The 23,687-nt window shown below is 66.8% G+C and carries 22 protein-coding genes; 11 read left to right on the top strand and 11 right to left on the bottom strand.

Translation table 11 applies throughout. The annotated features are described in order from the left end of the window. The first annotated feature begins 25 nt into the window (after positions 1-25). A complete protein-coding gene (locus AC3A6J_RS10905; RefSeq protein WP_487859942.1) occupies positions 26-988 on the top strand; it encodes a LysR family transcriptional regulator in 963 nt (320 codons plus the stop codon). A 34-nt stretch (positions 989-1,022) separates the two neighbouring features. Here the strand turns inward: AC3A6J_RS10905 and AC3A6J_RS10900 are convergent, their stop codons facing one another. The 3 genes from AC3A6J_RS10900 to uvrC are packed head-to-tail and all read right to left on the bottom strand — an operon-like array spanning position 1,023 to position 4,475. Continuing rightward, positions 1,023-1,907: a DMT family transporter gene (locus AC3A6J_RS10900; protein ID WP_487859941.1), complete on the bottom strand. Its 885-nt coding sequence runs from the start codon at positions 1,905-1,907 to the stop codon at positions 1,023-1,025. Then, positions 1,904-2,470, bottom strand: a complete 567-nt coding sequence (pgsA, locus tag AC3A6J_RS10895; protein ID WP_487859940.1) for a CDP-diacylglycerol--glycerol-3-phosphate 3-phosphatidyltransferase — start codon at positions 2,468-2,470, stop codon at positions 1,904-1,906. Before pgsA ends, AC3A6J_RS10900 begins: the two co-directional genes overlap by 4 nt. A 43-nt stretch (positions 2,471-2,513) precedes the next feature. Next, the gene (gene uvrC, locus AC3A6J_RS10890) at positions 2,514-4,475 is read right to left on the bottom strand and encodes an excinuclease ABC subunit UvrC (protein ID WP_487859939.1); all 1,962 of its coding nucleotides are present in this window, start codon (positions 4,473-4,475) and stop codon (positions 2,514-2,516) included. Positions 4,476-4,526: 51 nt separating this feature from the next. Between uvrC and earP the strand changes: the two genes are divergently transcribed. The 3 genes from earP to AC3A6J_RS10875 all read left to right on the top strand — a co-directional run bounded on the left by earP (position 4,527) and on the right by AC3A6J_RS10875 (position 7,373). Next, entirely contained in the window at positions 4,527-5,627 is a 1,101-nt protein-coding gene (gene earP, locus AC3A6J_RS10885) for an elongation factor P maturation arginine rhamnosyltransferase EarP (protein ID WP_487859938.1), read from the top strand. Between the two features lie 191 nt (positions 5,628-5,818). Beyond that, positions 5,819-6,373: an elongation factor P gene (efp, locus tag AC3A6J_RS10880; RefSeq protein WP_012746921.1), complete on the top strand. Its 555-nt coding sequence runs from the start codon at positions 5,819-5,821 to the stop codon at positions 6,371-6,373. Positions 6,374-6,509: 136 nt separating this feature from the next. Continuing rightward, positions 6,510-7,373 (top strand): LOG family protein, encoded by an 864-nt coding sequence (locus AC3A6J_RS10875; protein WP_487859937.1) that lies wholly within the window; start codon positions 6,510-6,512, stop codon positions 7,371-7,373. Between the two features lie 28 nt (positions 7,374-7,401). Here AC3A6J_RS10875 and AC3A6J_RS10870 read toward each other — a convergent pair whose 3' ends face one another. The 5 genes from AC3A6J_RS10870 to pncB all read right to left on the bottom strand — a co-directional run bounded on the left by AC3A6J_RS10870 (position 7,402) and on the right by pncB (position 13,620). Beyond that, entirely contained in the window at positions 7,402-8,565 is a 1,164-nt protein-coding gene (locus AC3A6J_RS10870) for an MFS transporter (RefSeq protein ID WP_487859936.1), read from the bottom strand. Further along, positions 8,562-9,869 (bottom strand): DNA recombination protein RmuC, encoded by a 1,308-nt coding sequence (locus tag AC3A6J_RS10865; protein ID WP_487860056.1) that lies wholly within the window; start codon positions 9,867-9,869, stop codon positions 8,562-8,564. Before AC3A6J_RS10865 ends, AC3A6J_RS10870 begins: the two co-directional genes overlap by 4 nt. A gap of 95 nt (positions 9,870-9,964) precedes the next feature. Further along, entirely contained in the window at positions 9,965-10,951 is a 987-nt protein-coding gene (locus tag AC3A6J_RS10860; protein WP_487859935.1) for a 2-hydroxyacid dehydrogenase, read from the bottom strand. Positions 10,952-10,962: 11 nt separating this feature from the next. After that, positions 10,963-12,375 carry a sodium:proton antiporter gene (locus tag AC3A6J_RS10855; RefSeq protein ID WP_487859934.1) on the bottom strand — a complete coding sequence of 471 codons (1,413 nt, stop codon included), beginning with the start codon at positions 12,373-12,375 and terminating at the stop codon, positions 10,963-10,965. A 24-nt stretch (positions 12,376-12,399) separates the two neighbouring features. Further along, positions 12,400-13,620: a nicotinate phosphoribosyltransferase gene (gene pncB / locus AC3A6J_RS10850; protein WP_487859933.1), complete on the bottom strand. Its 1,221-nt coding sequence runs from the start codon at positions 13,618-13,620 to the stop codon at positions 12,400-12,402. 173 nt (positions 13,621-13,793) lie between these two features. Here pncB and AC3A6J_RS10845 point away from each other — a divergent pair, with 173 nt between their 5' ends. Next, complete coding sequence (locus AC3A6J_RS10845; protein WP_487859932.1) at positions 13,794-14,018, top strand: CsbD family protein; 225 nt, start codon at positions 13,794-13,796, stop codon at positions 14,016-14,018. Between the two features lie 78 nt (positions 14,019-14,096). Then, the gene (locus AC3A6J_RS10840) at positions 14,097-14,504 is read left to right on the top strand and encodes a hypothetical protein (RefSeq protein WP_487859931.1); all 408 of its coding nucleotides are present in this window, start codon (positions 14,097-14,099) and stop codon (positions 14,502-14,504) included. An 88-nt stretch (positions 14,505-14,592) separates the two neighbouring features. Here the strand turns inward: AC3A6J_RS10840 and AC3A6J_RS10835 are convergent, their stop codons facing one another. Next, entirely contained in the window at positions 14,593-15,036 is a 444-nt protein-coding gene (locus AC3A6J_RS10835; protein ID WP_487859930.1) for an acyl-CoA thioesterase, read from the bottom strand. Positions 15,037-15,273: 237 nt separating this feature from the next. On the opposite strand from AC3A6J_RS10835, the gene AC3A6J_RS10830 reads away from it, so the two are divergent. Next, positions 15,274-15,825, top strand: coding sequence for a phasin family protein (locus tag AC3A6J_RS10830; RefSeq protein ID WP_487859929.1), 552 nt, complete (start codon positions 15,274-15,276; stop codon positions 15,823-15,825). A 133-nt stretch (positions 15,826-15,958) separates the two neighbouring features. Next, positions 15,959-16,717: a 3-hydroxyacyl-CoA dehydrogenase gene (locus tag AC3A6J_RS10825; RefSeq protein WP_487859928.1), complete on the top strand. Its 759-nt coding sequence runs from the start codon at positions 15,959-15,961 to the stop codon at positions 16,715-16,717. Here AC3A6J_RS10825 and AC3A6J_RS10820 read toward each other — a convergent pair. After that, positions 16,665-17,606 (bottom strand): YihY/virulence factor BrkB family protein, encoded by a 942-nt coding sequence (locus AC3A6J_RS10820; protein WP_487859927.1) that lies wholly within the window; start codon positions 17,604-17,606, stop codon positions 16,665-16,667. The two genes, AC3A6J_RS10825 and AC3A6J_RS10820, sit on opposite strands and share 53 nt — an antisense overlap. Positions 17,607-17,685: 79 nt before the next feature. Here AC3A6J_RS10820 and dnaG point away from each other — a divergent pair, with 79 nt between their 5' ends. Next, positions 17,686-19,677 (top strand): DNA primase, encoded by a 1,992-nt coding sequence (gene dnaG / locus AC3A6J_RS10815; RefSeq protein WP_487859926.1) that lies wholly within the window; start codon positions 17,686-17,688, stop codon positions 19,675-19,677. Between the two features lie 125 nt (positions 19,678-19,802). Here the strand turns inward: dnaG and AC3A6J_RS10810 are convergent, their stop codons facing one another. Continuing rightward, positions 19,803-20,144: a hypothetical protein gene (locus tag AC3A6J_RS10810; RefSeq protein WP_487860061.1), complete on the bottom strand. Its 342-nt coding sequence runs from the start codon at positions 20,142-20,144 to the stop codon at positions 19,803-19,805. On the opposite strand from AC3A6J_RS10810, the gene rpoD reads away from it, so the two are divergent. Both rpoD and AC3A6J_RS10800 read left to right on the top strand, forming a co-directional pair. Next, positions 20,074-22,350: an RNA polymerase sigma factor RpoD gene (rpoD, locus tag AC3A6J_RS10805; protein WP_487860055.1), complete on the top strand. Its 2,277-nt coding sequence runs from the start codon at positions 20,074-20,076 to the stop codon at positions 22,348-22,350. The two genes, AC3A6J_RS10810 and rpoD, sit on opposite strands and share 71 nt — an antisense overlap. Before the next feature lie 100 nt (positions 22,351-22,450). Continuing rightward, positions 22,451-23,686 carry a multidrug effflux MFS transporter gene (locus AC3A6J_RS10800; RefSeq protein ID WP_487859925.1) on the top strand — a complete coding sequence of 412 codons (1,236 nt, stop codon included), beginning with the start codon at positions 22,451-22,453 and terminating at the stop codon, positions 23,684-23,686. The last annotated feature ends 1 nt before the right edge of the window (position 23,687 follow it).

The following is a 23,687-nucleotide window of genomic DNA, read 5'->3' as shown; positions in this document are numbered from 1 at the left end:
GCCAATTCATACTTTCCAATTTGGCATGAATCCATTGGCGCTGGACCGCGGCGATCTCGAATTGGTGCTGGCCATCCGCGACCAGGGAAGCCTCGCGGGCGCCTCCACCGCGCTCGACGTCGTGCCGTCGGTGGTCACCAAGCGGCTCGGCGCGCTCGAGGCGCGGCTCGGGCAGCGGCTCTTCGAGCGCACCACGCGCCGGCTCAGCGTGACGGCCGAGGGCGAGGCGGTCTGCCTGCACGCAAGGACGCTGCTCGAGGGTTTTGCGGCGCTCGAGAGCGACCTCGGCGAGCGGCAGAACGCGCTGGTCGGCACCATCCGCCTGGCCGCCACCTTCGGCTTCGGCCGGCGCTGGGTCGGCCCCACGCTGGCCGGCTTCCAGGCGCGCCATCCCGGCCTGCAGATCGAACTGCTGCTGACCGAGCGCCTGCCCGATCTCGGTGCCGAGGGCTATGACGGCGCGCTGTGGCTGTGGGCCGTGCAGCAGCGCCGCGCGGCCGACTGGGCCACGCGCCGCATCGCGCGCAACCAGCGCGTGCTGGCCGCCGCGCCCGCCTACATCGAGCGGCGCGGCCTGCCGGCCACCGTCGACGCGCTGGCCACGCACGACTGCCTGGTCGCGCGCGAGAACGGCGAGGTGAACCAGCGCCAGTTCGCGCTGTGGACGCTGCGCCATGCGCGCGACGGCAGCACCGCGCGCGTACGGGTACAGGGACCGCTCAGCAGCAACTCGGGCGAGATGGTGCGCGATTGGTGCCTGGCGGGCCACGGCATCATGCTGCGCAGCCTGTGGGACATCGCACCGCAGCTCGCGTCGGGCGCGCTGGTGCGCGTGCTGCCGCAGTACGCAATGCCCGACGCCGACATCCACTGGATTGCCCCCTGGCGCCCGAAGACACCGCGGCGCGTGCGCCTGCTGCTCGACCACCTTGCGGAACAATTTCGCGGCGAGCCCTGGAAACCCGGCAAGACCAGTTCGCCGCGCTGAAAGAAGGCAGGAAAGAAGAAGAAAAAGCGCTGCTTCAGCGCTGGCTGCGCACAACCAGGCTCACCCCGGCGGCGGTAAGCCCGATGCCCAGCAAGGTCACGAGGCCGATCGGCTCGGCAAACAGCAGCCAGGCCATGACCGCGGTGCACGGCGGCACCAGGTAGAGCAGGCTCGTCACTGCCGTGGCGGTGCCGCGCTGGATCAGCATGTAGAGCAGCGAGCTGCCGCCGAGCGACAACGCCAGCACCGACCAGGCCATGGCGCCGGTCGAATAGGCATTCCATTCGATCGACTGCGGCTCCATCAGCGCAAAAGGCAGGGTGACGACGAGTGCCGCGGCCATCTGCACGGCGCTGGCACTGCGCACGTCGCACGGGGCGACGAAGCGCTTCTGGTACAGCGTGCCCGCGGTGATCGACACCAGCGCCATGACCGCGAGCGCCATCGTGAGCGCGTTCACCTCGGTGCCCTGCCCGAGCTTGCGCGAGACCACGAGCACCAGCCCCGCGAAGCCCAGCGTCAGCCCCGCCCATTGGCGCTGCGAAATGCGCCCGCCGCCGAGCGACAGCCAGATGGCGGTCAGCACCGGCTGGATGCCGACCAGCAGCGCCACCAGCCCTGCGCCCATGCCGGCATGCACCGCGGCCCAGACGCCGCCCAGATAGCCTGCCTGCATCAGCACCCCGGTGATCGCCAGGTGCCCCCACTGTGCGCGCTCGCGCGGCCAGGCAACGCGTGCGAGCGCCACCCAGATGCCGAAGCACACGAGCGACAGGGCAAAGCGCACGGCCAGGAACTTAAGCGGCGGCGCGTAGGGCATGCCGTAGCGCGCGACAATGAAGCCCGTGCTCCAGATCAGCACGAAGACCGCCGGCATCGCGCGCAGCCAGCCCGCGCCGCGGGCCGCGGCAAAGCTCATTTGGCGCGTGCCCGGATCTCGGGAATGGCCTTCTGGAGGTAATAGACCATCGACCAGATCGTCAGCACGGCCGAGATCCAGATCAGCCATTGGCCCCACCAGCCGGTGTCGATCACGCCGAAGAGCTGCCCGTCATAGAGCAGGAACGGGATCGCGACCATCTGCACCGTGGTCTTGACCTTGCCGATCATGTGCACCGCGACGCTCTTGCTCGCGCCGATCTGGGCCATCCATTCGCGCAGCGCCGAGATCGCGATCTCCCGTCCGATGATGATCAAGGCGACGAACACGTCGGCCCGGTTCAGATGCACCAGCACCAGCAGCGACGCGCAGACCAGGAACTTGTCGGCCACGGGGTCGAGGAAGGCGCCGAAGGCCGAGGTCTGGTTGAGCTTGCGCGCCAGGTAACCGTCGAGCCAGTCGGTAGCGGCAAACACGATGAACATGACCGTGGCGATCAGGTTGCGCGTCGGCTCGGCCATCGGCAGATAGAACATGCCGACGATCAACGGAATCGCGACGATGCGCGTCCAGGTCATGATGGTCGGAAGTGTCCAGAACATATGCGCGCGATTGTGTCATGCCAGCGTGAGCGACGGCGGCACGTCAGTGCAAGGCCCGATAGATTTCCTCGGCCAGCTCGGTGGCGATGCCCTCGACCGACGCGATGTCCTCGACGCTCGCCGCCGCCACGCCGCGGATGCCGCCGAAGCGCTGCAGCAGGCGGGCGCGCCGCTTCGGCCCGATCCCCGAAATGTCCTCGAGCTGGCTGCCGCCCACGCGCACCTTGGCGCGCTTGGCACGCATGCCCGTGATCGCGAAGCGGTGCGCCTCGTCGCGGATCTGCGCGACCAGCATCAGCGCCGCCGAGTCCTTGCCGAGGTAAACCTTCTCGCGGCCATCGGCGAACACCAGTTCCTCGAGGCCGACCTTGCGGCCTTCGCCCTTCTCGACGCCGACGATCAGCGACAGCGGCAGGCCCAGTTCGCTGAACACCTCGCGCGCCATCGACACCTGGCCCTTGCCGCCGTCGACCAGCACGAGGTCCGGCATGCGCGCGGCCCGCGTCTTGGGCGGCGCATCGCTGCCGGCACCGGCCGCGTCGCCTGCGGGCGGTGCATCGGTCTCGGCCGCCATCGCCTCGGCCAGGCGGCCGTAGCGGCGGTGCAGCACCTGGCGCATCGCCGCATAGTCGTCGCCGGGCGTGATGCCCTCGATGTTGTAGCGCCGGTATTCGCGGTTCTGCATCGCATGGTGCTCGAACACCACGCACGACGCCTGCGTTGCCTCGCCCGCGGTGTGCGAGATGTCGAAGCACTCGACGCGGAAGTTGTCGAGGTCGTCGGGCGCGAGTTCGAGCGCGTCGGTCAGCGCGCGCGTGCGCGCCTGCTGCGACCCCTCCTCGGCCAGCAGCCGCGCGAGCTGGAGGCCCGCATTCGTTTCGGCCATCTCGAGCCAGTGCCGGCGCTGCTCGCGCGGCTGGAATACCGCCGTCACGCGCGAACCCGCCTGCTGCGAGATCGCCTCGATCAGCGCACGGCCCACCGGATGGCTCAGCACCAGCGTGGCGGGCACCGGCACGTCGATGTAGTGCTGCGCGATGAAGGCCTCGAGCACCTGCACCTCGACCGGATCGGCGATCGCCGGGGGCGCGCCCTCTTCCGCATCGAGTTCGCCGTGGTGGATCTGCGAGGCATCCTCCACATGCACCGGAAAGTACGGGCGGTCGCCCAGGTGCCTTCCGCCGCGCACCATGGCCAGGTTGACGCAGGCCTTGCCGCCCTGCACCTTCACCGCGAGGATGTCCACGTCCTTGTCCGATGCGATCTCGATCGACTGCTGATGCAGCACGCGCGAGATCGCCGACATCTGGTTGCGCAGCTCGGCCGCCTGCTCGAACTCGAGCTTTTCGGAATGGGCGCTCATGCGCGCTTCGAGCTTGGACAGCACGAGCTGGGTGTCGCCCATCAGGAAGGCTTCGGCGCTGGCCACGTCCTGCGCATAGACCTCGGGCGCGATGTAGCCCACGCACGGGCCCGAGCAGCGCTTGATCTGGTACAGCAGGCAGGGCCGCGTGCGGTTGGCATACACAGTGTCCTCGCAGGTGCGCAGCTTGAACACTTTCTGCAGCAGCTGAATCGACTCCTTCACCGCCCAGGCGCTCGGGTAGGGCCCGAAGTAGCGGTGCTTCTTGTCGACGCCCCCGCGGTAGTAGGCGAGCCGCGGAAACTGGTGCGAGGCGATCTTCAGGTACGGATAGCTCTTGTCGTCCCTGAAAAGGATGTTGTAGCGCGGCTTGAGCGTCTTGATCAGGTTGTTCTCGAGCAGAAGCGCCTCGGCCTCGGAGCGCACCACCGTGGTCTCCATGCGCGCGATCTTCGAGATCATGTGGCCGATGCGCGTGCCGCCGTGGCTCTTCTGGAAGTAGTTGGCGACCCGCTTCTTGAGGTTGCGCGCCTTGCCCACGTAGAGCACCGCGCCCGCCGCGTCGAAATAGCGATAGACGCCCGGCAGCTGCGGCAGGGCCGCGACTTCGCTGAGCAATTGTTCGGAATGCACGTCTGACATGGCGGATATTGTGGCGTGCGCCGGCGCGCCGGGGCGGGCACACTCCCATGCATGCAATGGGACATCTTCTGCAAGGTCATCGACAACCACGGCGACCTCGGCGTCTGCTGGCGCCTGTCGAGCCAGTTGGCGGCGCTCGGCGAGCGCGTGCGGCTCTGGATCGACGACGCCACCGCGCTGCACTGGATGGCGCCGGCGGGATGCGAGGGCGTGCAGGTGATCGACTGGCTCGACCCCGACGCCGTCCGCCAGGCCGCGGCCGCGGCGCCGCCCGATGTGCTCGTCGAGGCCTTCGGCTGCGATCCGGCGCCCGAACTCGTGGCGCGCTTTGCCGAGGAAGCGCAGGACGCCGGCACCCCCGCCCGGGCCTGGATCAACCTCGAATACCTGTCGGCGGAACCGTATGTCGAGCGCCTGCACCGCCTGCCGTCGCCGGTCTTCAAGGGACCGGGCGCCGGGCTCACGAAGCGCTTCTTCTACCCAGGTTTCACGCCCGGCACGGGTGGGCTCCTGCGCGAGCCCGGGCTGGCCGAGCGGCGGGCGCGCTTCGACCGCGATGCGTGGCTCGCAGCACAAGAGGTTCCGCGGCAGGAGGGCGAACGCCTGGTGTCGCTGTTCTGCTACGAACCCCCGGCGCTGGCGGACCTGCTCGATCGGCTCGCGGCCGCGTCCGAGCCCACGCGGCTGCTGGTGACCGCCGGCCGCGCGACGCACGCGGTCAGGGCCTTTTTCTCGGCCCGCGGCCAGGCCGACCAGGCGCTCGCGGGCTTCGGTGCACTCTCGATCTCGTACCTGCCCTACCTGACGCAGGTCGATTTCGACCATCTTCTGTGGGCCTGCGACCTCAACTTCGTGCGCGGCGAGGATTCGCTCGTGCGCGGCCTCTGGGCCGGTGCCCCGCTGGTCTGGCAGATCTACCCGCAGGACGACGACGCGCACCACGCCAAGCTCGACGCCTGGCTCGACTGGCTCGGCGCCCCGCCGGCGATGCGGCGCTTCCACCACGCCTGGAACGGCTTCGGCGAGGTGCCCCTGCCCCCGCTGGGCGCCCTCGACCCGTGGCGCGAAACCGTGCGGGCCGGCCGCGAAAAGCTCTGGGCGCAAGAGGACCTGGCGACGCAATTGCGGCACCTGGTTGCCGGAAAAAGCTAAAATAGCGGGCTTTGCGGATTTCTGGGCGGGTCTGGGCGCGATGTGCAAGACCCGACATGCTCCGCCAAGCCCGCTTTTAACCCGCCGTGAAACCTGTACCGCGGGGCTCGCCGCGCCGGCCAACCTGCACCTTCCTGCAATAGCCGCCGAGGGCCCCGTGCACCGAGCGGCCAACATCCAGAGAACCTGATATGAAAATCGCTCAAGAAATCCGCGCCGGCAACGTCATCATGCACGGCAAGGACCCGATGGTCGTGCTCAAGACCGAATACAGCCGCGGCGGCCGCAACTCCGCCACCGTGCGCATGAAGCTCAAGAGCCTGATCGCCAACTTCAACACCGAAGTGGTCTTCAAGGCCGACGACAAGATCGACCAGATCGTGCTCGACAAGAAGGAGTGCACCTACTCCTATTTCGCCGACCCGATGTACGTCTGCATGGACACCGAGTACAACCAGTACGAAGTCGAAGCCGAGAACATGGGCGACGCCCTCAACTACCTCGAAGACGGCATGCCGGTCGAAGTGGTGTTCTACGACGGCAAGGCCATCTCGGTCGAGCTGCCGACCAGCGTCGAGCGCGAGATCACCTGGACCGAGCCGGCCGTCAAGGGCGACACCTCGGGCAAGGTCCTGAAGCCCGCCAAGATCGCGACCGGCTTCGAAGTGCCGGTGCCGCTCTTCGTCTCGCAAGGCGACAAGATCGAAATCGACACCCGCACGGGCGAATACCGCAAGCGCGTCTGATGACCCTGCTTCCTGCCGGCAAAGCTGCCGGCATGCGCTTTCAGAAAGGCTCCGCAAGGGGCCTTTTTCGTTTGGCACGCCCGGCGTCCGGCGGCCGCCACGCTGCACAATGCAGTGAGTCTTCCTGCACATTCCCATGAACAACACGCACGACCTTCACGACAAGCGCCTGGCCGACGCCTGGGCCACGCTCAAGACGCACGCCGAACAGGGCCTGCCGCTCGACCCCGATCCCTCGCGCATCGCCTTCGCCGACCCCGAATTCCTGCTGCGCCGCGAGACCCGCGGTGTGCGCATGCAGCTCGAGCTCATGAAGCCCGACGTCGAGCAGCGCGCCCACGGCATCGAGAACACGGTGGTGGTCTTCGGCAGCGCCCGCTTCCGCAGCGACGAAGAAGCCGCAGCGCTCGTCGCGCAAGCCGAGGCCGCCGGCGACGCCACGGCTGCCGAACGCTGGCGCCGGCTCGCGCGCAGCTCGCACTACTACGAGAAGGCCCGTGCCTTCGGCAAGCTGGTCGCGCAGTACAGCAACGACAAGGAGCCCGAGGACAAACTCTTCATCTGCACCGGCGGTGGCCCCGGCATCATGCAGGCGGCCAACCGCGGTGCGCACGAAGGCGGCGGCCTCTCGGTCGGCCTTGCGATCGCGCTGCCGATGGAAGAAGCGGCGAACCCCTACGTCACGCCCGCGCTGAGCTTCAAGTTCCACTACTTCGCGATCCGCAAGATGCATTTCATGATGCGTGCGAAGGCGCTGGTGGCGTTTCCGGGCGGCTTCGGCACGCTCGACGAGCTGTTCGAGGTCATCACGCTGGTGCAGACGCGCAAGTCCCAGCCGGTGCCGATCGTGCTGTTCGGCACCGACTACTGGAAGAAGCTCATCGACTTCGATTTCCTGGTCGAGGAAGGCGTGATCTCGCCAGGCGACGTGGACTTGTTCCAATACGTCGACACGCCCGAGGACGCCTGGAGCGCGATCAAGCGCTTCTACAAGCTGTAGGCGCACGCGGGGCTGGCCCGCGGCGCTGCTAGACCTTCAGGCCCCAGGTGGCGCGGGCGCCGAGCGCGAGCACGCCGCCCACAACCCAGAAAACGCCGGCAATGCCGATCAGCGCGCCGAGCGATCCGAACAGCATCGGCATCGCGACGCTCGACGCATTGATCGTCATGAGCCGCAGCCCCAGCGCCTCGCCGTGCCGCTCGTGCGGCGTGATCTGGTGCAGCATGCTCATCACCATCGGCTGCACGGCGCCCAGCGCGAAGCCGAGGATCACCGAGCACAGGCCCATGGTCCAGGCCGAGTCGAGCAGCGGATACACCGCGAACACCGCCGCGGTGACGATGGTGGAGACCAGGATCACGCTGCGCTCCGAAGCGCGCGAGGCGATCAGGGGCAGCACCACGCGAATGACGGCCGCCGCAACGGCGAAGGCACCGAGGATGGAACCGATCACCGACGCGCTGATGCCGCGGTCATGGCCCAGCACCGGCAGCACGAAGGCGTGCACGTCCCAGCTCGACGACTGCAGCCAGTTCACGAACAGCAGGCGCCGGAACATCGGTTCGCGCAGCAGGTCCCAGGCGCGCGTGGGCACGGCGCCGGCCACCGGCACGATGAGCGGCGGTTCGTGCGCGCCGCGCGCGAGCCACCAGCAGACGATCGGCAGGACGGCCATCACCGCAAAGCAGACGCGAAACGCCAGCATGTCCGCCGGCGCATGCCCGGCGTTGTCGATCAGCAGGCCTGCCGCGAAGGGTCCGACGAAATTGGCTGCCGCGGGCGCAATCGCGAGCCAGCTGAACACCCGCTTGAGTTGCGTCGCGTTGGTGGCCGAGCGGCCGACGTGGCGCTGCAATGCGATCACGGTCGCGCCGGTGGCGCCGCCCGTCAACAGTGCCGCGAGGCACATCACCGGGAAGGTCGGGAAGATGACCACCAGCCCCGCGCCGGTGGACGCCGCGATGACCGACAGCCACAACGGCCGCTTGAATCCGTACCGGTCGGCGAAGCGCCCGGCCGGCAGCGCAAGGAACACCTGCGTGAGCGCGAACAGCGCGATCAGCAAGCCCACCGCCGCGGCGCTGTAGCCCTGTTGCAGCGCCAGCAGCGGCGTCGCGAGCCGCATGCCGGCCATCGTCGCATGCAGGCAGACCTGGGCGCCGATCACGCGCAGCAGTTCGGAGCCTTTCACGGGGTGTCGTCGCCCTCGCTGTCGGCGGTGGGCGGCAGCAGCGCCTGCGACTGCGCCTCGGGCAGCGCCTCGACCTTGCGCAGCGCGAGTCGCATCTGCTTGGCGCGCGTGTCGGCCTTGTCGATGGTGTCGGAGGCCTTGGCCACCTGCTCCTTGATGCGCGACACCCATTCGCCATAACGCTCGAACTCGGTCTTGACCGCGCCCAGCACCTTCCAGACCTCGGAGGCCTGCCGCTCCAGCGCCAGCGTGCGAAAGCCCATGTGAAGGCTGTTGAGCATGGCCAGCAAGGTGGTCGGGCCGGCCAGCGTCACGCGGTGCTGGCGCTGGATCGCATCCATCAGGCCGGGGCGCCGCAGCACCTCGGCATAGAGGCTTTCGACCGGCAGGAACAGGATGGCGAAATCGGTGGTGTGCGGCGCAGCCAGGTAGCTCTCCGCGATCGACTTGGCTTCGCTGCGCACGCGCGCCTCGAGTGCCTTGGCGGCAAGCTCGGCGCCTGCGGCATCGGCGCGCTCATGCGCATCGATGAGGCGCTCGTAGTCGTCGCGCGGAAACTTGGCGTCGATCGGCAGCCAGACCGGCGCACCGTCGTCGCCGCGGCCCGGAAAGCGGATCGCGAAGTCGACGCGCTGGCCGCTGCGCGGCTTGGTCTCGACCTGCCGGGCGTACTGCTCGGGCGTGAGCACCTGTTCGAGCAGGGCTTCGAGCTGCACTTCGCCGAACACGCCGCGCGTCTTGACGTTGGTCAGCACGCGCTGCAGGCTGCCCACGCCCACGGCCAACGCCTGCATCTCGCCCAGGCCCTTGTGCACCTGCTCGAGCCGCTCGGCGACCTGCTTGAAACTCTCGCCGAGCCGCGCCTCGAGCGTGCTCTGGAGCTTCTCGTCGACGGTCTTTCGCATCTCGTCGAGCTTGGCGGCGTTGTTCTGCTGCAGTTGAGTGAGCTGCGTCTCCATGGTGGCGCGCACTTCGGCGAGCCGCCGGGCATTGGATTCGCTCAGGCCCTGCAGCTGGTTGTTGAGCGTGTCGCCGAGGTTCTTCTGCAGCGAGGCGAGCTGCAGCGCGAAGGCGTCGAGCTGGGCATTCTGCGTGCGTGTGGCCTCTGCGCCCTGCTGCACCAGCGCCTGCTGGAAGGTGGCGAAGGCCTGTGCAGTTTCCTGCCGTGCGCCGCGCGAGCTTTCGGCGATCTCATGGCGCAGTTCGCGCTCGGTGCGCTCGTTCGCGCTGCGCATCGCGGCGAGTGCGCCCAGAATTTCGCTGTGGTCGGGCTCGGGCTGCCGCCGCGCGAGCAGCCAGACCATGAGCAGCAGCTGGATGAGCGCGAGCGCGCCCAGCGCGAAAAGAATCAGTTCGGTGGTTTCCAAGGGGGTCCGATGTCTCTTTCTGCGGCGTGCGCCTATTTGGTTGCCGCCGGCACGGGAGTCACGGGCGTGAGCGGCCCCTTGCCGCCGAACCATGCGATCAGGTTGTCGGCCGCAAGGTCGGCCATGGCACGCCGCGTGGGCACCGTGGCGCTCGCGATGTGCGGCGTCAGCACCACGTTGGGCACGGTCAGCAGGTCGGGATGGACCTTCGGCTCGCCTTCGAACACGTCGAGGCCCGCGGCTGCGATCTTCTTCTCGCGCAGCGCCGCGGCGAGCGCCGCGTCGTCGACGATGCCGCCGCGCGCGATGTTCACCAGCGTGGCGGTCGGCTTCATCAGCGCGAGTTCGGCCGCGCCGATGGTGTGGTGCGAGGCCGGCGAATACGGCACCACCAGCACCACGTGGTCGGCGGTCTTGAGAAGCTCTTCCTTGCCAATGTAGCTGGCCTTGCATTCGGCCTCGACCGTCGCGTCGAGGCGCGAACGGTTGTGATAGACCACCTTCATGCCGAAGCCGTGCGCGCCGCGCTTCGCGATGCCCTGCCCGATGCGGCCCATGCCGATGATGCCGAGCGTCGAGCCGTGGATGTCGGAGCCCGCGAACATGTCGAAGCTCCACTTCTGCCACTTGCCCGCGCGCAGAAAATGCTCGCTCTCGGCGATGCGCCGGGCCGTGGCCATCAGCAGCGCAAAGCCGAAGTCGGCCGTGGTCTCGGTCAGCACGTCGGGCGCGTTGGTGCCGAGCACGCCGCGCGCGGCCATCGCGTCGACGTCGAAGTTGTTGTAGCCCACGGCCATGTTGGCGCAGATCTTCAGGTCGGGGCAGGCGTCGAGCAAGGCGGCATCGATGCGCTCGCTGCCGGTGGTGAACGCGCCCTGCTTGCCTTGCAGTTTGGCAATCAGCTGTTCCTTGCTCCAGCTCTCGTCGGCCTGGTTCGACTCGACCTCGAAGTGCTGCGACAGCCGCTCGATGGTTTCGGGGAAGATCGCGCGCGCGACCAGGATCTTGGGCTTGCTCATGATGTCTGTGCCTAGCGGAAGAAGATGAAGGTGGAAAGAACGAACAGCGGAATAAGGATGGCTACCGACCACGCCATGTAGCCGAAGAAGCTCGGCATGCGCACGCCGCGGCTCTCGGCGATGGCCTTGACCATCAGGTTGGGCGCATTGCCGATGTAGGTGTTGGCGCCCATGAACACCGCGCCCGCAGAGATCGCCGCGAGCGTTGCGGCATGGGTCGTCATCAGCGTGGCAGCGTCGCCGCCCGCGGTGTTGAAGAACACCAGGTAGGTCGGCGCATTGTCGAGAAAAGAGCTCAGCACACCCGTGGCCCAGAAGTACATGGCCGGATCCGGCTGGCCGTCGGGCCGGGTGACGGCCGCGATCACCGCGCCGAACGGCCCCTGCACGCCGGCCTTGAGCATGGCGATGACCGGGATGATGGTCAGGAAGATGCCCGCGAACAGCTTCGCCACCTCGGCCATCGGGCCCCATTCGAACTGGTTGTCGGCGTGCACCTTGGCCGGCGTGAGCCGAAACGAGATCAGCAGGATCGCGATCAGCGCCGCGTCGCGCACCAATCCCGGCAGGCCGACGCGCGTTCCGAACAGGTCGAAGCCCACGGGCGACTTCCAGACCCCGGAGAGCAGCACGAAGAAGACGATGCCGCCGAGCAACCAGAAGTTGGCAGCGCCGTCGAAGGCGATGCGCGGCGTGTCCGGCGTCGGGTCGAACGGCAGCACGCCTTCCTTGCGGTACTGGTAGCGGTCGATGACGTAGAACAGGGCGAGCAGCGCCCCGACCAGGAACAGGGTCTCCGGCAGGATGTTTTTCGCGGTCCAGAAGAAGTCGACACCCTTCAGAAAGCCGAGGAACAGCGGCGGATCGCCGAGTGGCGTGAGCGAGCCGCCCACGTTCGAGACGATGAAAATGAAGAACACGACCACGTGCGCCTTGCTCCGGCGGTTGTCGTTGGCGCGGATCAGCGGACGGATCAGCAGCATCGAGGCGCCCGTGGTGCCCATGATGCTCGCGAGCACCGCGCCGACCGCGAGGATCGCGGTGTTGAGGCCCGGCGCACCGTGCAGGTTGCCGCGGATGTGGATGCCGCCGGCCACCGTGAACAGCGCGGTCAGCAGGATGATGAAGGGGATGTACTCCTCCACCATCGCATGCACCAGCTGCGTGCCCGCGAGCGGCGCACCGTAGATCGCCGCAAAGGGCAGCAGGAATGTCAGCGCCCAGGCGGCCGAGATCTTTCCGTAGTGGTGGTGCCAGAACGCGGGGGCCACGAGCGGCATCAGCGCGATCGACAGCAGGATGCCGGCAAACGGAACGCTCCACAGCGCGGACAGCTTGCTGCCGTCGAAATCGGCGGCCATCGCCAGGGCGGGAAACATCATCGGCAGCACTGCGGCTGCCGCGAAACGGACTCTTTTTTTCATGGGGCGTTACCGTACCAGACGAGGTCAGGCCGGCGGCTGCTCGATCTCGAACACCTGGCGCAGATAAGCCAGGTATTTCTCGTCCTCGCACATGTTCTTGGACGGCGTGTCCGACAGCTTGGCCACGGGCTGGCCGTTGCAGTTGATCATCTTGATGACGATCTGCAGCGGCTCGTAGCCGAGGTCGTTGGTGAGGTTGGTGCCGATGCCGAACGCCAGCTGGCAGCGGCCGCGGAACTGCTGGTAGAGCTCGATCGTGCGCGGCATAGTGAGCCCGTCGCTGAAGATCAGTGTCTTGGTCAGCGGGTCCACCCGGTTGGCGATGTAGTGCGCGAGCATGCGCTCGCCCCACTGGAACGGATCGCCGCTGTCGTGGCGCGCGCCGTCGAAGAGCTTGCAGAAGTACAGGTCGAAGTCGCGCAGGAAGGCGCTCATGCCGTAGACGTCGGACAGCGCGATGCCGAGGTCGCCGCGGTATTCGCGCGCCCAGGTTTCGAAGCCGAAGATCTGGCTGTCGCGCAGCCGCGGGCCGAGCGCCTGGCAGGCCTGCAGGTATTCGTGCGCCATCGTGCCGAGCGGGATCAGGCCGAGCTTCATGGCATAGAGCACGTTGCTGGTGCCCGCGAGCTGCGGCAGCCCGTCGCCGGGCCGTGCCGGCAGCGCCGGGGCGGTCACGGCACCGAGCCGCGCCACCAGCGTTCGCAGCACCTCTTCGTGCCAGTCCTTCGAGAAGCGGCGGCGGGTGCCGTAGTCGGCGATCTTGAGGTCGGACAGCCCCGCCTCCTGCAACTGCGTGATCTTGGTCTCGAGCCGCCGGCGTCCCTCGACGAAATCCGGCTTCTTCTGCGTGTTGCGGAAGTAGACCTCGTTCACGATCGCGAGCACCGGGATCTCGAAAAGGATCGTGTGCAGCCACGGCCCCTTGATGCGGATCTCGAGCTCGCCCGAGGCCTGGGGAGTGATGGTGATGTACTTCTCGTTGAGCCGGAACAGCCCGAGGAAGTCGACGAAGTCGCTCTTGATGAAGCGCATCGAGCGCAGGTAGGCGAGTTCGGCGTCGCGGAACTGCAGCGAACAGAGGCTGCGAACCTCCTCGCGGATCTGCCCCGCGAATTGAGCGAGGTCGACGCCGGGATTGCGGCACTTGAACCGGTACTCAACCCGGGCACCGGGAAAGTGATGCAGCACGACCTGCATCATGGTGAACTTGTAGAGGTCAGTGTCGAGCAGGCTGTGAATGATCATGTTTCGGCGCGCGTTGTCCCGGTCTTTTTCGGCGTGCGTCCGATTATCACGGGCGCCGTCGGCTTGTGCCTACGGCGCTCGCGCAGGGCGTCCTACCAGCGGGGTGAATGGCGCGAACGACAGTGAGTGCACGGCGGCAGTCCATGCCGCTGGACAACCTCAAGGAGATTCGCATGAACAAGGACACCATCGAAGGCAACTGGAAGCAGCTCAAGGGCAAGGTCAAGGAGCAATGGGGCAAGCTCACCGACGACGACTTCGACGTCATCGCCGGCAAGCGCGACCAGCTGCTCGGCCGCATCCAGGAGCGCCACGGCATCAGTCGCGACGAGGCCGAGAAGCAGGTCAAGGAATGGGAATCCCGCGACGGCCGCAGCGCCGACAGCCTCTGGTACTGAAAGCACTGACGCTTTCCGCATGACGGCCCGCATGGGCCGTCCGCATGCCCCCTCTCTCCAAAAACCTAAAAGGAAAAAATGAAGAAACATTTGCTCATGCTGGCACTCGCCTCCACCTGCTTCGTCGCGACCCACGCCTCGGCAATGACCCAGGACGAATACAAGGCCGCCAAGCAGAAGATCGAGGCCGACCACAAGTCCGCCAAGGCCCAGTGCGATGCCATGAAGGACAACGCGAAGGACGTCTGCGAGAAGGAAGCCGAGGGCAAGGAAGACGTCGCCAAGGCCGAGCTCGAACAGCAGTACAAGCCGAGCGATGCCCATGCCCGCAAGGTCGCCGAGGAAAAGGTCAAGGCCAGCTACGAGGTCGCCAAGGAAAAGTGCGACGACCAGAAGGGCGAAGCGAAGGATGCATGCGTGAAGCAGGCCAAGGCCGACGAGTCGCAGGGCAAGGCCGACATCAAGGCCATGAAGAAGACCATGTAAGCGGCGCCATGGCCCTTGTGGGCCGTGCGAAGCTGTAAACAGAACGGCGCCTTCTAGGGCGCCGTTTTGCTTTTGCAGCGCGCGGCCGTCAGGCCTTCAGCGAATCGACCACGCGCTGCAGCGCGTCTGGCAACGCCACCGGGCGCTGGGTCGCGCGGTCGACATATACGTGCACGAAGTGGCCTTGCGCTGCGGCGGTGTCGGCTCCTTCGGCGAACAACCCGATCTCGTAGCGCACGCTCGAGCGGCCGGCCTGGGCCACGCGGATGCCCACCTCCACCGTCTGCGGAAACGCGATGGGGGCGAAATAGTTGCACTGCGTCTCGACCACGAAGCCGACGGTCTGGCCCTGGTGGATGTCGAGGGCGCCGCGTTCGATCAGGAGCGCGTTCACCGCGGTATCGAACCAGCTGTAGTAGACGACGTTGTTGACATGGCCATACATGTCGTTGTCGGCCCAGCGCGTGGGAATGCTGCGAAAAACCCGGTAGCTGCTGCGGGCGTGGGGGGTCGGTTTGGCGGCGGAGCTCATCGCGCGGCATTGTGCCAGCGGGCGGCGGCGCAGGACCGGCCCGACACCACCCGATAGGCTCTCGGAGGGCCGCAAGCCAGATTTAGAAAGCACGTTCTAATTTGCTGCAAAGCAGCAAAAACCCCTTGATCGCCAGCCTGTGCTGCCTATACTTGAGGCCATGCTGCACCGCAACATAGACGACGAGGCGCAGCGCAACGTGACCGACACCATCTCATTCCTTTTCGGAGATTCCAAATGGCCCTGACCGCTGACCAGATCCTCGCCGCTCAAAAAGCAAACCTCGAAACCCTGTTCGGCCTCACCACGAAGGCCTTCGAAGGCGTCGAGAAGCTCGTCGAACTCAACGTGACCGCTTCCAAGGCCGCCCTGGCCGAAGCCGCCGCCACCGCTCAAGCCACGCTGAACGTCAAGGACGCACAGGAACTGCTGACGCTGCAAGCCAGCCTGTACCAGCCCCTGGCCGAAAAGACCGCCGCCTACAGCCGCCACCTCTACGACATCGCCCAGGGTACCGGCGCCGAATTCTCCAAGGCCTTCGAAGCCAAGGCCGCCGAAACCCAGCAAGCCTTTGTTGGCCTGGTCGACAGCGCCTCGAAGAACGCCCCGGCCGGTTCGGAAACCGCTGTTGCCGTGATGAAGAGCGCCGTGGCCGCCGCCAACAACGCCTTCGAATCGGTCCAGAAGGCCGTCAAGCAAGCCGGCGACGTCGCCGAAGCCAACTTCAACGCCGTGTCGACCCAAGCCGTCGCCGCTGCCAAGACCGCCACCGCTTCGCGCAAGCGCTAAGCTGCCGGACGCTTACCACCAGTTGTCTCCTTGGGTCCTCACGGATCCAATTCAGGCCTCATCTTCGGATGAGGCCTTTTTTTTGCTCGGCCACGCCTCTTCGATAATGCCGGTCTCATTCCAGGAGACTTTCATGCAGATCGACGGCAAGGTTTTTATCGTGACCGGTGGCGCTTCGGGCCTCGGCGAAGGCACGGCGCGCATGCTGGCAGCGAACGGCGGCAAGGTGGTGATTGCCGACATGCAGGCGGAAAAGGGCGAGGCCGTCGCGCGCGAGATCGGCGGCGCTTTCGTCAAGTGCGACGTGAGCCAGGAGGCTGACGGCCAGGCCGCCGTGGCCGCGGCGCTGAAGCTCGGCAAGCTCGTGGGCCTGGTCAACTGCGCCGGCATTGCGCCGGCCGAGAAAACGGTCGGCAAGAACGGCGCGCATGCATTGGCCGTGTTCAGCAAGACCGTCACCGTCAACCTGATCGGCAGCTTCAACATGATCCGCCTCGCGGCCGACGCCATGAGCCGGAACGAGCCCGAAGCCACCGGCGAGCGCGGCGTGCTGATCTCGACCGCCTCGGTAGCAGCCTACGACGGCCAGATCGGCCAGGCCGCCTACAGCGCCTCGAAGGGCGGCGTGGTCGGCATGACGCTGCCGATTGCCCGCGACCTGGCGCGCAACGGCATCCGCAACATGACGATCGCCCCCGGCATCTTCGGCACGCCCATGCTGTTCGGCATGCCGCAGGAGGTGCAGGATGCGCTGGCCGCCAGCGTGCCCTTCCCTTCGCGCCTGGGCACGCCCGAGGACTACGCCAGGCTGGCGAAGCACATCATCGAGAACGACATGCTCAACGGGGAGGTGATTCGTCTCGACGGAGCGATCCGGCTTCCTCCCCGGTGAGCGGCGGCACGGCCGTGCTCCCGGTGCGCTCGAGCCGCTCGTACTGGGCGATCACTTGGGCGCCCAGCAGTACGAGCGTGGCGGCGATCTCCAGGCTCAGCAGCACCACGATGGCCGTGGTGAGCGAGCCGTAGACCACGTTCACCTGCGAGAGCGTCGAAAAGTACCAGACCAGCACGTGCCGCGTGGCTTCCCAGAGCAGCGCGGCCGTGACGCCGCCGAGCAGCGCATGGCGCAGCGACATGCGGCCGGCCGGCATCACGAGGTAGAGCGAGGTCAGCATGAAGATCTCGCCGCCCAGGCCCACCAGGTAGAGCAGCAGGCCCGACACCCCTGAGAGCGACCATTCGCGCCCGAACAGATCGACGCTTTCCTGGCCCACGAGCCGCAACGCGCCCGAGACCACCGTCACGAGCAGCAGCCCGATGCACAGGCACAGGATGTAGATGTAGGGCATGACCGCCGAGATCAGGAAATGCCGCCGGTGGTCGGCCTTGCGGTGGTGGAAGATCACCGCCATCGCGCTTTCGAGCACGCTGAAAGCCAGCGAACTGAAGAAGATCATCGTCACCAGCAGCACCGGCCCCATCACGTCGCGATGCTCGAGAAAATTCGACAGCGCCGTGACGATCTCGGTCGACTGGCCCGGCAGCAGCCACTCGAGGTAGCGGCCGATCGTGCGCAGCAGTTCGCCCTGGTCGATCAGGTGCGACATCGCGATCACGCTGACGATCGACAGCGGCACGATCGAAAGCAGCGCGTAGTAGGCCACGGCCCCCGCGAGCAGCAGCCCCTGGTTGGCGCGGAAGGCCTTCAGCGCATCCCAGATGAAGCGCAGCGGGTGGCGCAGCAGCGGCGCGGCGTGGTGCAGGGGTTTGGTCGATGTCATCCGTGGAAATCCGATGGGAAGTATGCCGTCCGGCGCAGGTCGCCGGCCGCTTGCGTATGATTTGCCGCTCTTCGCCTACATGACCATCCCCGCTTCTTTCATCCAGGAACTCATCGCGCGTGCCGACGTGGTGGAAATCGTCGGGCGCTATGTGCAGCTCAGGAAGGCGGGCGCCAATTTCATGGGCCTGTGCCCGTTCCACGGCGAGAAATCCCCTTCGTTCTCGGTCAGCCCGACCAAGCAGTTCTATCACTGCTTCGGCTGCGGGGTGCATGGCAACGCCATCGGTTTTCTGATGGAACATGCGGGCATGGGCTTCGTCGAGGCGGTGCACGATCTTGCGGGCCAGTACGGCCTGCAGGTGCCCGAGGACGACGCCTCGCCCGCCGAGCGCGCGCGCGCCGCAAGCCAGCGGCAGAAGCAGGCCACGCTGACCGACGTGCTCGAAAAAGCCGGCGAGGCCTATCGCAAGGCGCTGCGGCAGGCGCCCGGCGCCATCGAATACCTCAAGGGCCGCGGCGTCTCGGGCGAGATCGCCAGGCAGTTCGGCATCGGCTATGCGCCCGCCGGCTGGCGCACGCTGGCGAGCGTGTTCCCCGACTACGACGATCCGCTGCTCGCCGAAAGCGGCCTCGTGATCGCCAACGCCGAGGACGGCGCCGAGGAAGCCAAGCGCTACGACCGCTTTCGCGACCGCGTGATGTTCCCGATCCGCAACGTCAAGGGCGAATGCATCGGCTTCGGCGGGCGGGTGCTCGGCGACGAAAAACCCAAGTACCTCAACTCGCCCGAGACGCCGGTCTTCAGCAAGGGCCGCGAGCTCTACGGCCTGTACGAGGCGCGCGCCGCGTTCCGCGACCGCGGCTACGCGCTCGTGACCGAGGGCTACATGGACGTGGTTGCCCTGGCCCAGCTCGGCTTTCCGAACGCGGTCGCCACGCTCGGCACCGCCTGCACCGCCGAGCATGTGCAGAAGCTCTTCCGCTTCACCGAATCGGTGGTGTTCAGCTTCGACGGCGACGCGGCCGGCCGCCGCGCGGCGCGCAAGGCGCTCGACGGCGCCCTGCCCTATGCCACCGACGTGCGCAGCATCAAGTTCTTGTTTCTGCCCACCGAGCACGACCCCGACAGCTTTATCCGCGAATTTGGCGCCGAGGCGTTCGCGCGCTTCGTGCAGGAAGCCACGCCGTTGTCGCGTTTCATGATCGAGGTGGCACGCGAAGGCTGCGACCTGGCAACGGCCGAGGGCCGCGCCCACATGAGCAGCAATGCGCGGCCGCTCTGGAGCGCCATGCCCGACGGCGCGCTCAAGCGCCAGCTGCTGAGCGAGATCGCCACGATGGTGCAGTTGGACGCGACCGGACTGGCCGAACTCTGGGCCGCCACGGCCGGGCCGCGCAGCAAGGCCGCCGCAGCGCCCGCCGCGCACCACGGCAGCGAGGCAGCAAGCGACGAATTCGGCTATGACCCCGGCATGCCGCCGCCCACCGACTACGCGCCGCCACGCTACGAAAACGATAGCAAATCGCGCAAATTCACCAAGGGCAAGCGCTGGGGCGGCAAGTTCGAGCCGGCGCCCGAGCCGCTGCGCGGCCGTGGCAAGCCGCCGAGCCGGCCCGACGTGGCGGCCCGGCTACTGCTGTCGAACATGACCCAGTGGGACGCGCTGTCGCACGAACTGCACCTCCTGCTGTGCGACCTGCCCGGGCCGCACGGCGCGCTCTTCACCTGGCTCGACAGCCAGTTGCACGAGCACGGCGTCCAGCCCTGGGCGGCGCTGCGCGAGGGCATGCGCGGGCTCGATTTCGAGCCGCTGGCCGAGCGGCTCATGAGCGTGGCCGAGGCAGCGCCGGTGGCCGAGGGCGAAGAGGAACAGCATTTCGCCGACGCCGCCAAAGAGCTCGCCAGCGTGCTCGACTTCATGCTCGATGACCGCCTCAAGGCCCAGCAGAACGAGGCCATCGCCGCGGTCGGCACGGACCCGAAGGCGCTCGAGCGCTACAAGGCGCTGGAGGCCCGGCGCCTCGAATTGCGCCAGCGCTTGAACTCGCGCGGCGCAGAAAGTGCTTGAAATTCTCGCGGCGGGCTATAATGTACGGCTTCGCAACTGGCGAAATTAGGCAAGAGCGACAGCAGCACCTCCGGGCCGACCCCCTCGCGCAATGCACTCCAACGGTAAAAATCCGGCGGAAAGGGTCAATAACCGCAAGGACTGCACACCAAATGTTCGCCCGACATCTTGCCTGACGAGGAATCTTTTCTTCCTCTTTCCCAATTGTCTGCCTGCGCCTGTGCGCGGGCTTCGTGTCTTGTGGCGACGCCGCCCGTGCGGTGTTGCGCCTGTGAGTTCGCTTGGTCCATCTTTCCGTAACGAGGTCGTATGCCCAGTTCAAAGAAGCCTGCTCCTTCACTCGCCAAAAGCGTCGCCCCGAAGTCTGTTGCAGAAAAACCGTTGAAAGCCGGCGTTGTGCCGGCAACTAAGTCGGGTGCCGCCGCTTCCAGATCGGCAACCGCTACGAAAGTGAAAACCGTGCCCACGAAATCGACCTCCCTCGACGATCCGAAGAAGGCTGCCGCCAAGGCCGCCGCCGTTGCCGCGCCTGCCGCTCCCGCCGCCAAGAAGGTCGGCCGCCCGCCCAAGGCCGCCGGCGCCGCCGCGCCCGCCACCGGTGCCAAGCGCGGCCGCAAGCCCAAGGCCGGCAACGAAGCCGCCGAGAGCGACATCGACCTGTCGGACATCGAGGACGACCTGACCGGTGAAGAGCCCGTGGCGGCGGCGACCGAGGAAAAGGTCAAGCCGCTGCGCATGAAGATCAGCAAGGCGAAGGAACGCGCGCTGATGAAGGAGTTCGGCCTCGACGAGACCGTGCTCTCCGAGGAAGACCTGGCCAAGCGCCGCTCGCGCCTCAAGACCCTGATCACGCTCGGCAAGACCCGCGGCTACCTCACGCACGGCGAAATCTCCGACCACCTGCCCGACAAGCTGGTCGACGCCGAGACCATGGAAGTCGTGGTCACCATGCTCAACGACATGGGCGTGGCGGTGTACGAGCAGACGCCCGACGCCGAGACCCTGCTGCTGAACAACACCGCGCCGACCGCCACCACGGTGGAAGAAGCCGAAGAAGAAGCCGAGGCCGCGCTCTCGACGGTGGACAGCGAATTTGGCCGCACGACCGACCCGGTGCGCATGTACATGCGCGAGATGGGCACGGTCGAACTGCTCACGCGCGAAGGCGAAATCGAGATCGCCAAGCGCATCGAAGGCGGCTTGATGGCGATGATGGAAGCCATCTCGGCCTCCCCCGCCACGATCGCCGAGATCCTGCGCCTGGCCGCCGACATCCGCGAGGGCAAGGTGGTCATCTCCACCGTGGTCGACGGCTTCTCGAACCCCAACGAAGCCGACGACTACGTGGCCGAGGAAGACTTCGACGAGTTCGACGAGGAAGACGACGACGACGGCAAGGGCGGCTCCAAGGCGCTCACCAAGAAGCTCGAGGAACTCAAGCGCGACGCGCTGGAGCGCTTCGACCGCATTGCCGGGATGTTCGAGAAGGTCCACAAGATCTACGACAAGGAAGGCTACGGCACGCCCGCCTACCAGAAGGCCCAGCAGGCCCTGTCGGACGAGCTCATGACGATCCGCTTCACGGCCAAGACCATCGAGAAGCTGTGCGACCTGGTTCGCACGCAGGTCGACGACGTGCGCAAGAAGGAGCGCGAGCTGCGCCGCATCATCGTGGACAAGTGCGGCTTCCCGCAGGACGAGTTCATCCGCGACTTCTCGGGTTACGACAAGAACGGCAACCGCATTGCGTCGAACCTGCTGAACCAGAAGTGGGTCGAGAAGCAGGCCGCGTCGGGCAAGCCCTGGAGCGCCGTGCTGGCCCGCAACATTCCGCCGGTCCAGGAACTCCAGCAGAAGCTCGCCGACATCCAGTCGCGCGTGGTGGTGCCGCTCACCGAGCTCAAGGACATCAACAAGCGCATGAACGAGGGCGAGGCGTCGTCGCGCGACGCCAAGAAGGAAATGATCGAGGCCAACCTGCGCCTCGTGATCTCCATCGCCAAGAAGTACACCAACCGCGGCCTGCAGTTCCTCGACCTGATCCAGGAAGGCAACATCGGCCTGATGAAGGCGGTCGACAAGTTCGAATACCGCCGCGGCTACAAGTTCTCGACCTACGCCACGTGGTGGATTCGCCAGGCCATCACGCGCTCGATCGCCGACCAGGCCCGCACGATCCGCATCCCGGTGCACATGATCGAGACGATCAACAAGATGAACCGCATCTCGCGCCAGCATCTGCAGGAGTTCGGCTTCGAGCCTGACGCCGGCATCCTGGCCGCGAAGATGGAGATCCCGGAAGACAAGATCCGCAAGATCATGAAGATCGCGAAGGAGCCGATCTCGATGGAAACTCCCATCGGCGACGACGACGATTCGCACCTGGGCGACTTCATCGAGGACAGCAGCAACACCGCGCCGATCGAGGCGGCGATGCAGGCCGGCCTGCGCGACGTGGTCAAGGACATCCTCGACAGCCTCACGCCGCGCGAAGCCAAGGTGCTGCGCATGCGGTTCGGCATCGAGATGTCGACCGACCACACGCTCGAAGAAGTGGGCAAGCAGTTCGACGTGACGCGCGAGCGCATCCGCCAGATCGAGGCCAAGGCGCTGCGCAAGCTCAAGCATCCGTCGCGTTCGGACAAACTCCGCAGCTTCATCGATACTCTGTAATCCGGGTTCCCTGAAGCCACAAGCGCCCGCAGCGCCCCCTCACGGGGGCGGCGGGCGTTCCCTTTTGTGCCACGCAAATAAGAAGAATGGATCAATCGCCATGAATCCAGACGCAGCCAAACTCTGGCAAGCCCCGCGCTGGGCGCTGGCCGTGCTGCTCGCGGTGCTGGGCATGCTGGGCCCCTTTTCGATCGACACCTACATTCCGGCCTTCTCGGGCATTGCGCAATCGATCGGCGCCACGCCGGCCGAAATGCAGCAGACGCTCTCGGCCTACCTGTTCGGCTTCGCGTTCATGAACCTGTTCCACGGCGCGCTTTCGGACAGCTTCGGGCGCCGGCCCGTCGTGCTGTGGGGCCTCGCGGTGTTCACGCTCGCCTCGCTGGGCTGCGCGCTGTCGCAGAACATCGCGCAGCTGGTGCTGTTCCGTGGCCTGCAGGGCCTGTCGACCGGCGCCGGCATCGTGGTCTCGCGCGCGGTGATCCGCGACATGTTCCCGCCAGCCGATGCGCAGCGCGTGATGAGCCAGGTGACCATCTACTTCGGCGTGGCGCCGGCCATCGCGCCGATCGTCGGCGGCTTCCTGTTCGTGCATGCGGGCTGGCATGCGATCTTCTGGTTCCTCGTGGCGGTGGGCGTGATCCTGTTCGTGGCCAACTACAAGCTGTTGCCCGAGACGCTGCACCAGAGCCAGCGCCAGCCCTTCCAGGTGCGGCACCTGATGCGCGGCTACCGGGACCTGTGCTCCGATCCGCGCTTCGTGCTGCTCGCCTTCGCGAGCGGCGTGCCGTTCAACGGCATGTTCCTGTACGTGCTCGCCGCACCCGCCTTTCTCGGCGACCATCTCGCGCTCGCGCCCACGCAGTTCTTCTGGTTCTTCCTGCTGAGCATCGGCGGCATCATGGCCGGCGCCTGGGCCAGCGGCCGCATGGCGGGCAAGGTCGCGCCCAAGCGGCAGATCCGCGACGGCTTCCTGATCATGCTGCTGACTTCCGTGGTCAACGTGGTGGCCAATGCGCTGTTCGAGCCGCATGCGGCCTGGGCGCTGTGGCCGATCGCCGTGTTCGCCTTCGGCTGGGCGCTGATGGTGCCGGTGGTCACGCTGCTGGTGCTCGACCTGCATCCCGAACGCCGCGGCATGGCCTCGTCGCTGCAGGCGGTCATCGGCTCCACCGCGAACGGCGTCGTCGCGGGCGTGATCGCGCCGCTGGTCATGCATTCAACGCTGGCGCTCGCGCTCACTTCGATCCTCATGCTCGCCATCGGGCTGGTGGCCTGGGTCTGGCTGCACCGGCGCTGGCCCGAGATCGGCCGCATGGTGGCCGCGGAGGTCTGAG

Source organism: Variovorax sp. Soil_C_39 (assembly GCF_057656815.1).
Note: the sequence above shows the minus strand (reverse complement) of the source record. Positions and strands in the feature narration are given on the sequence as shown.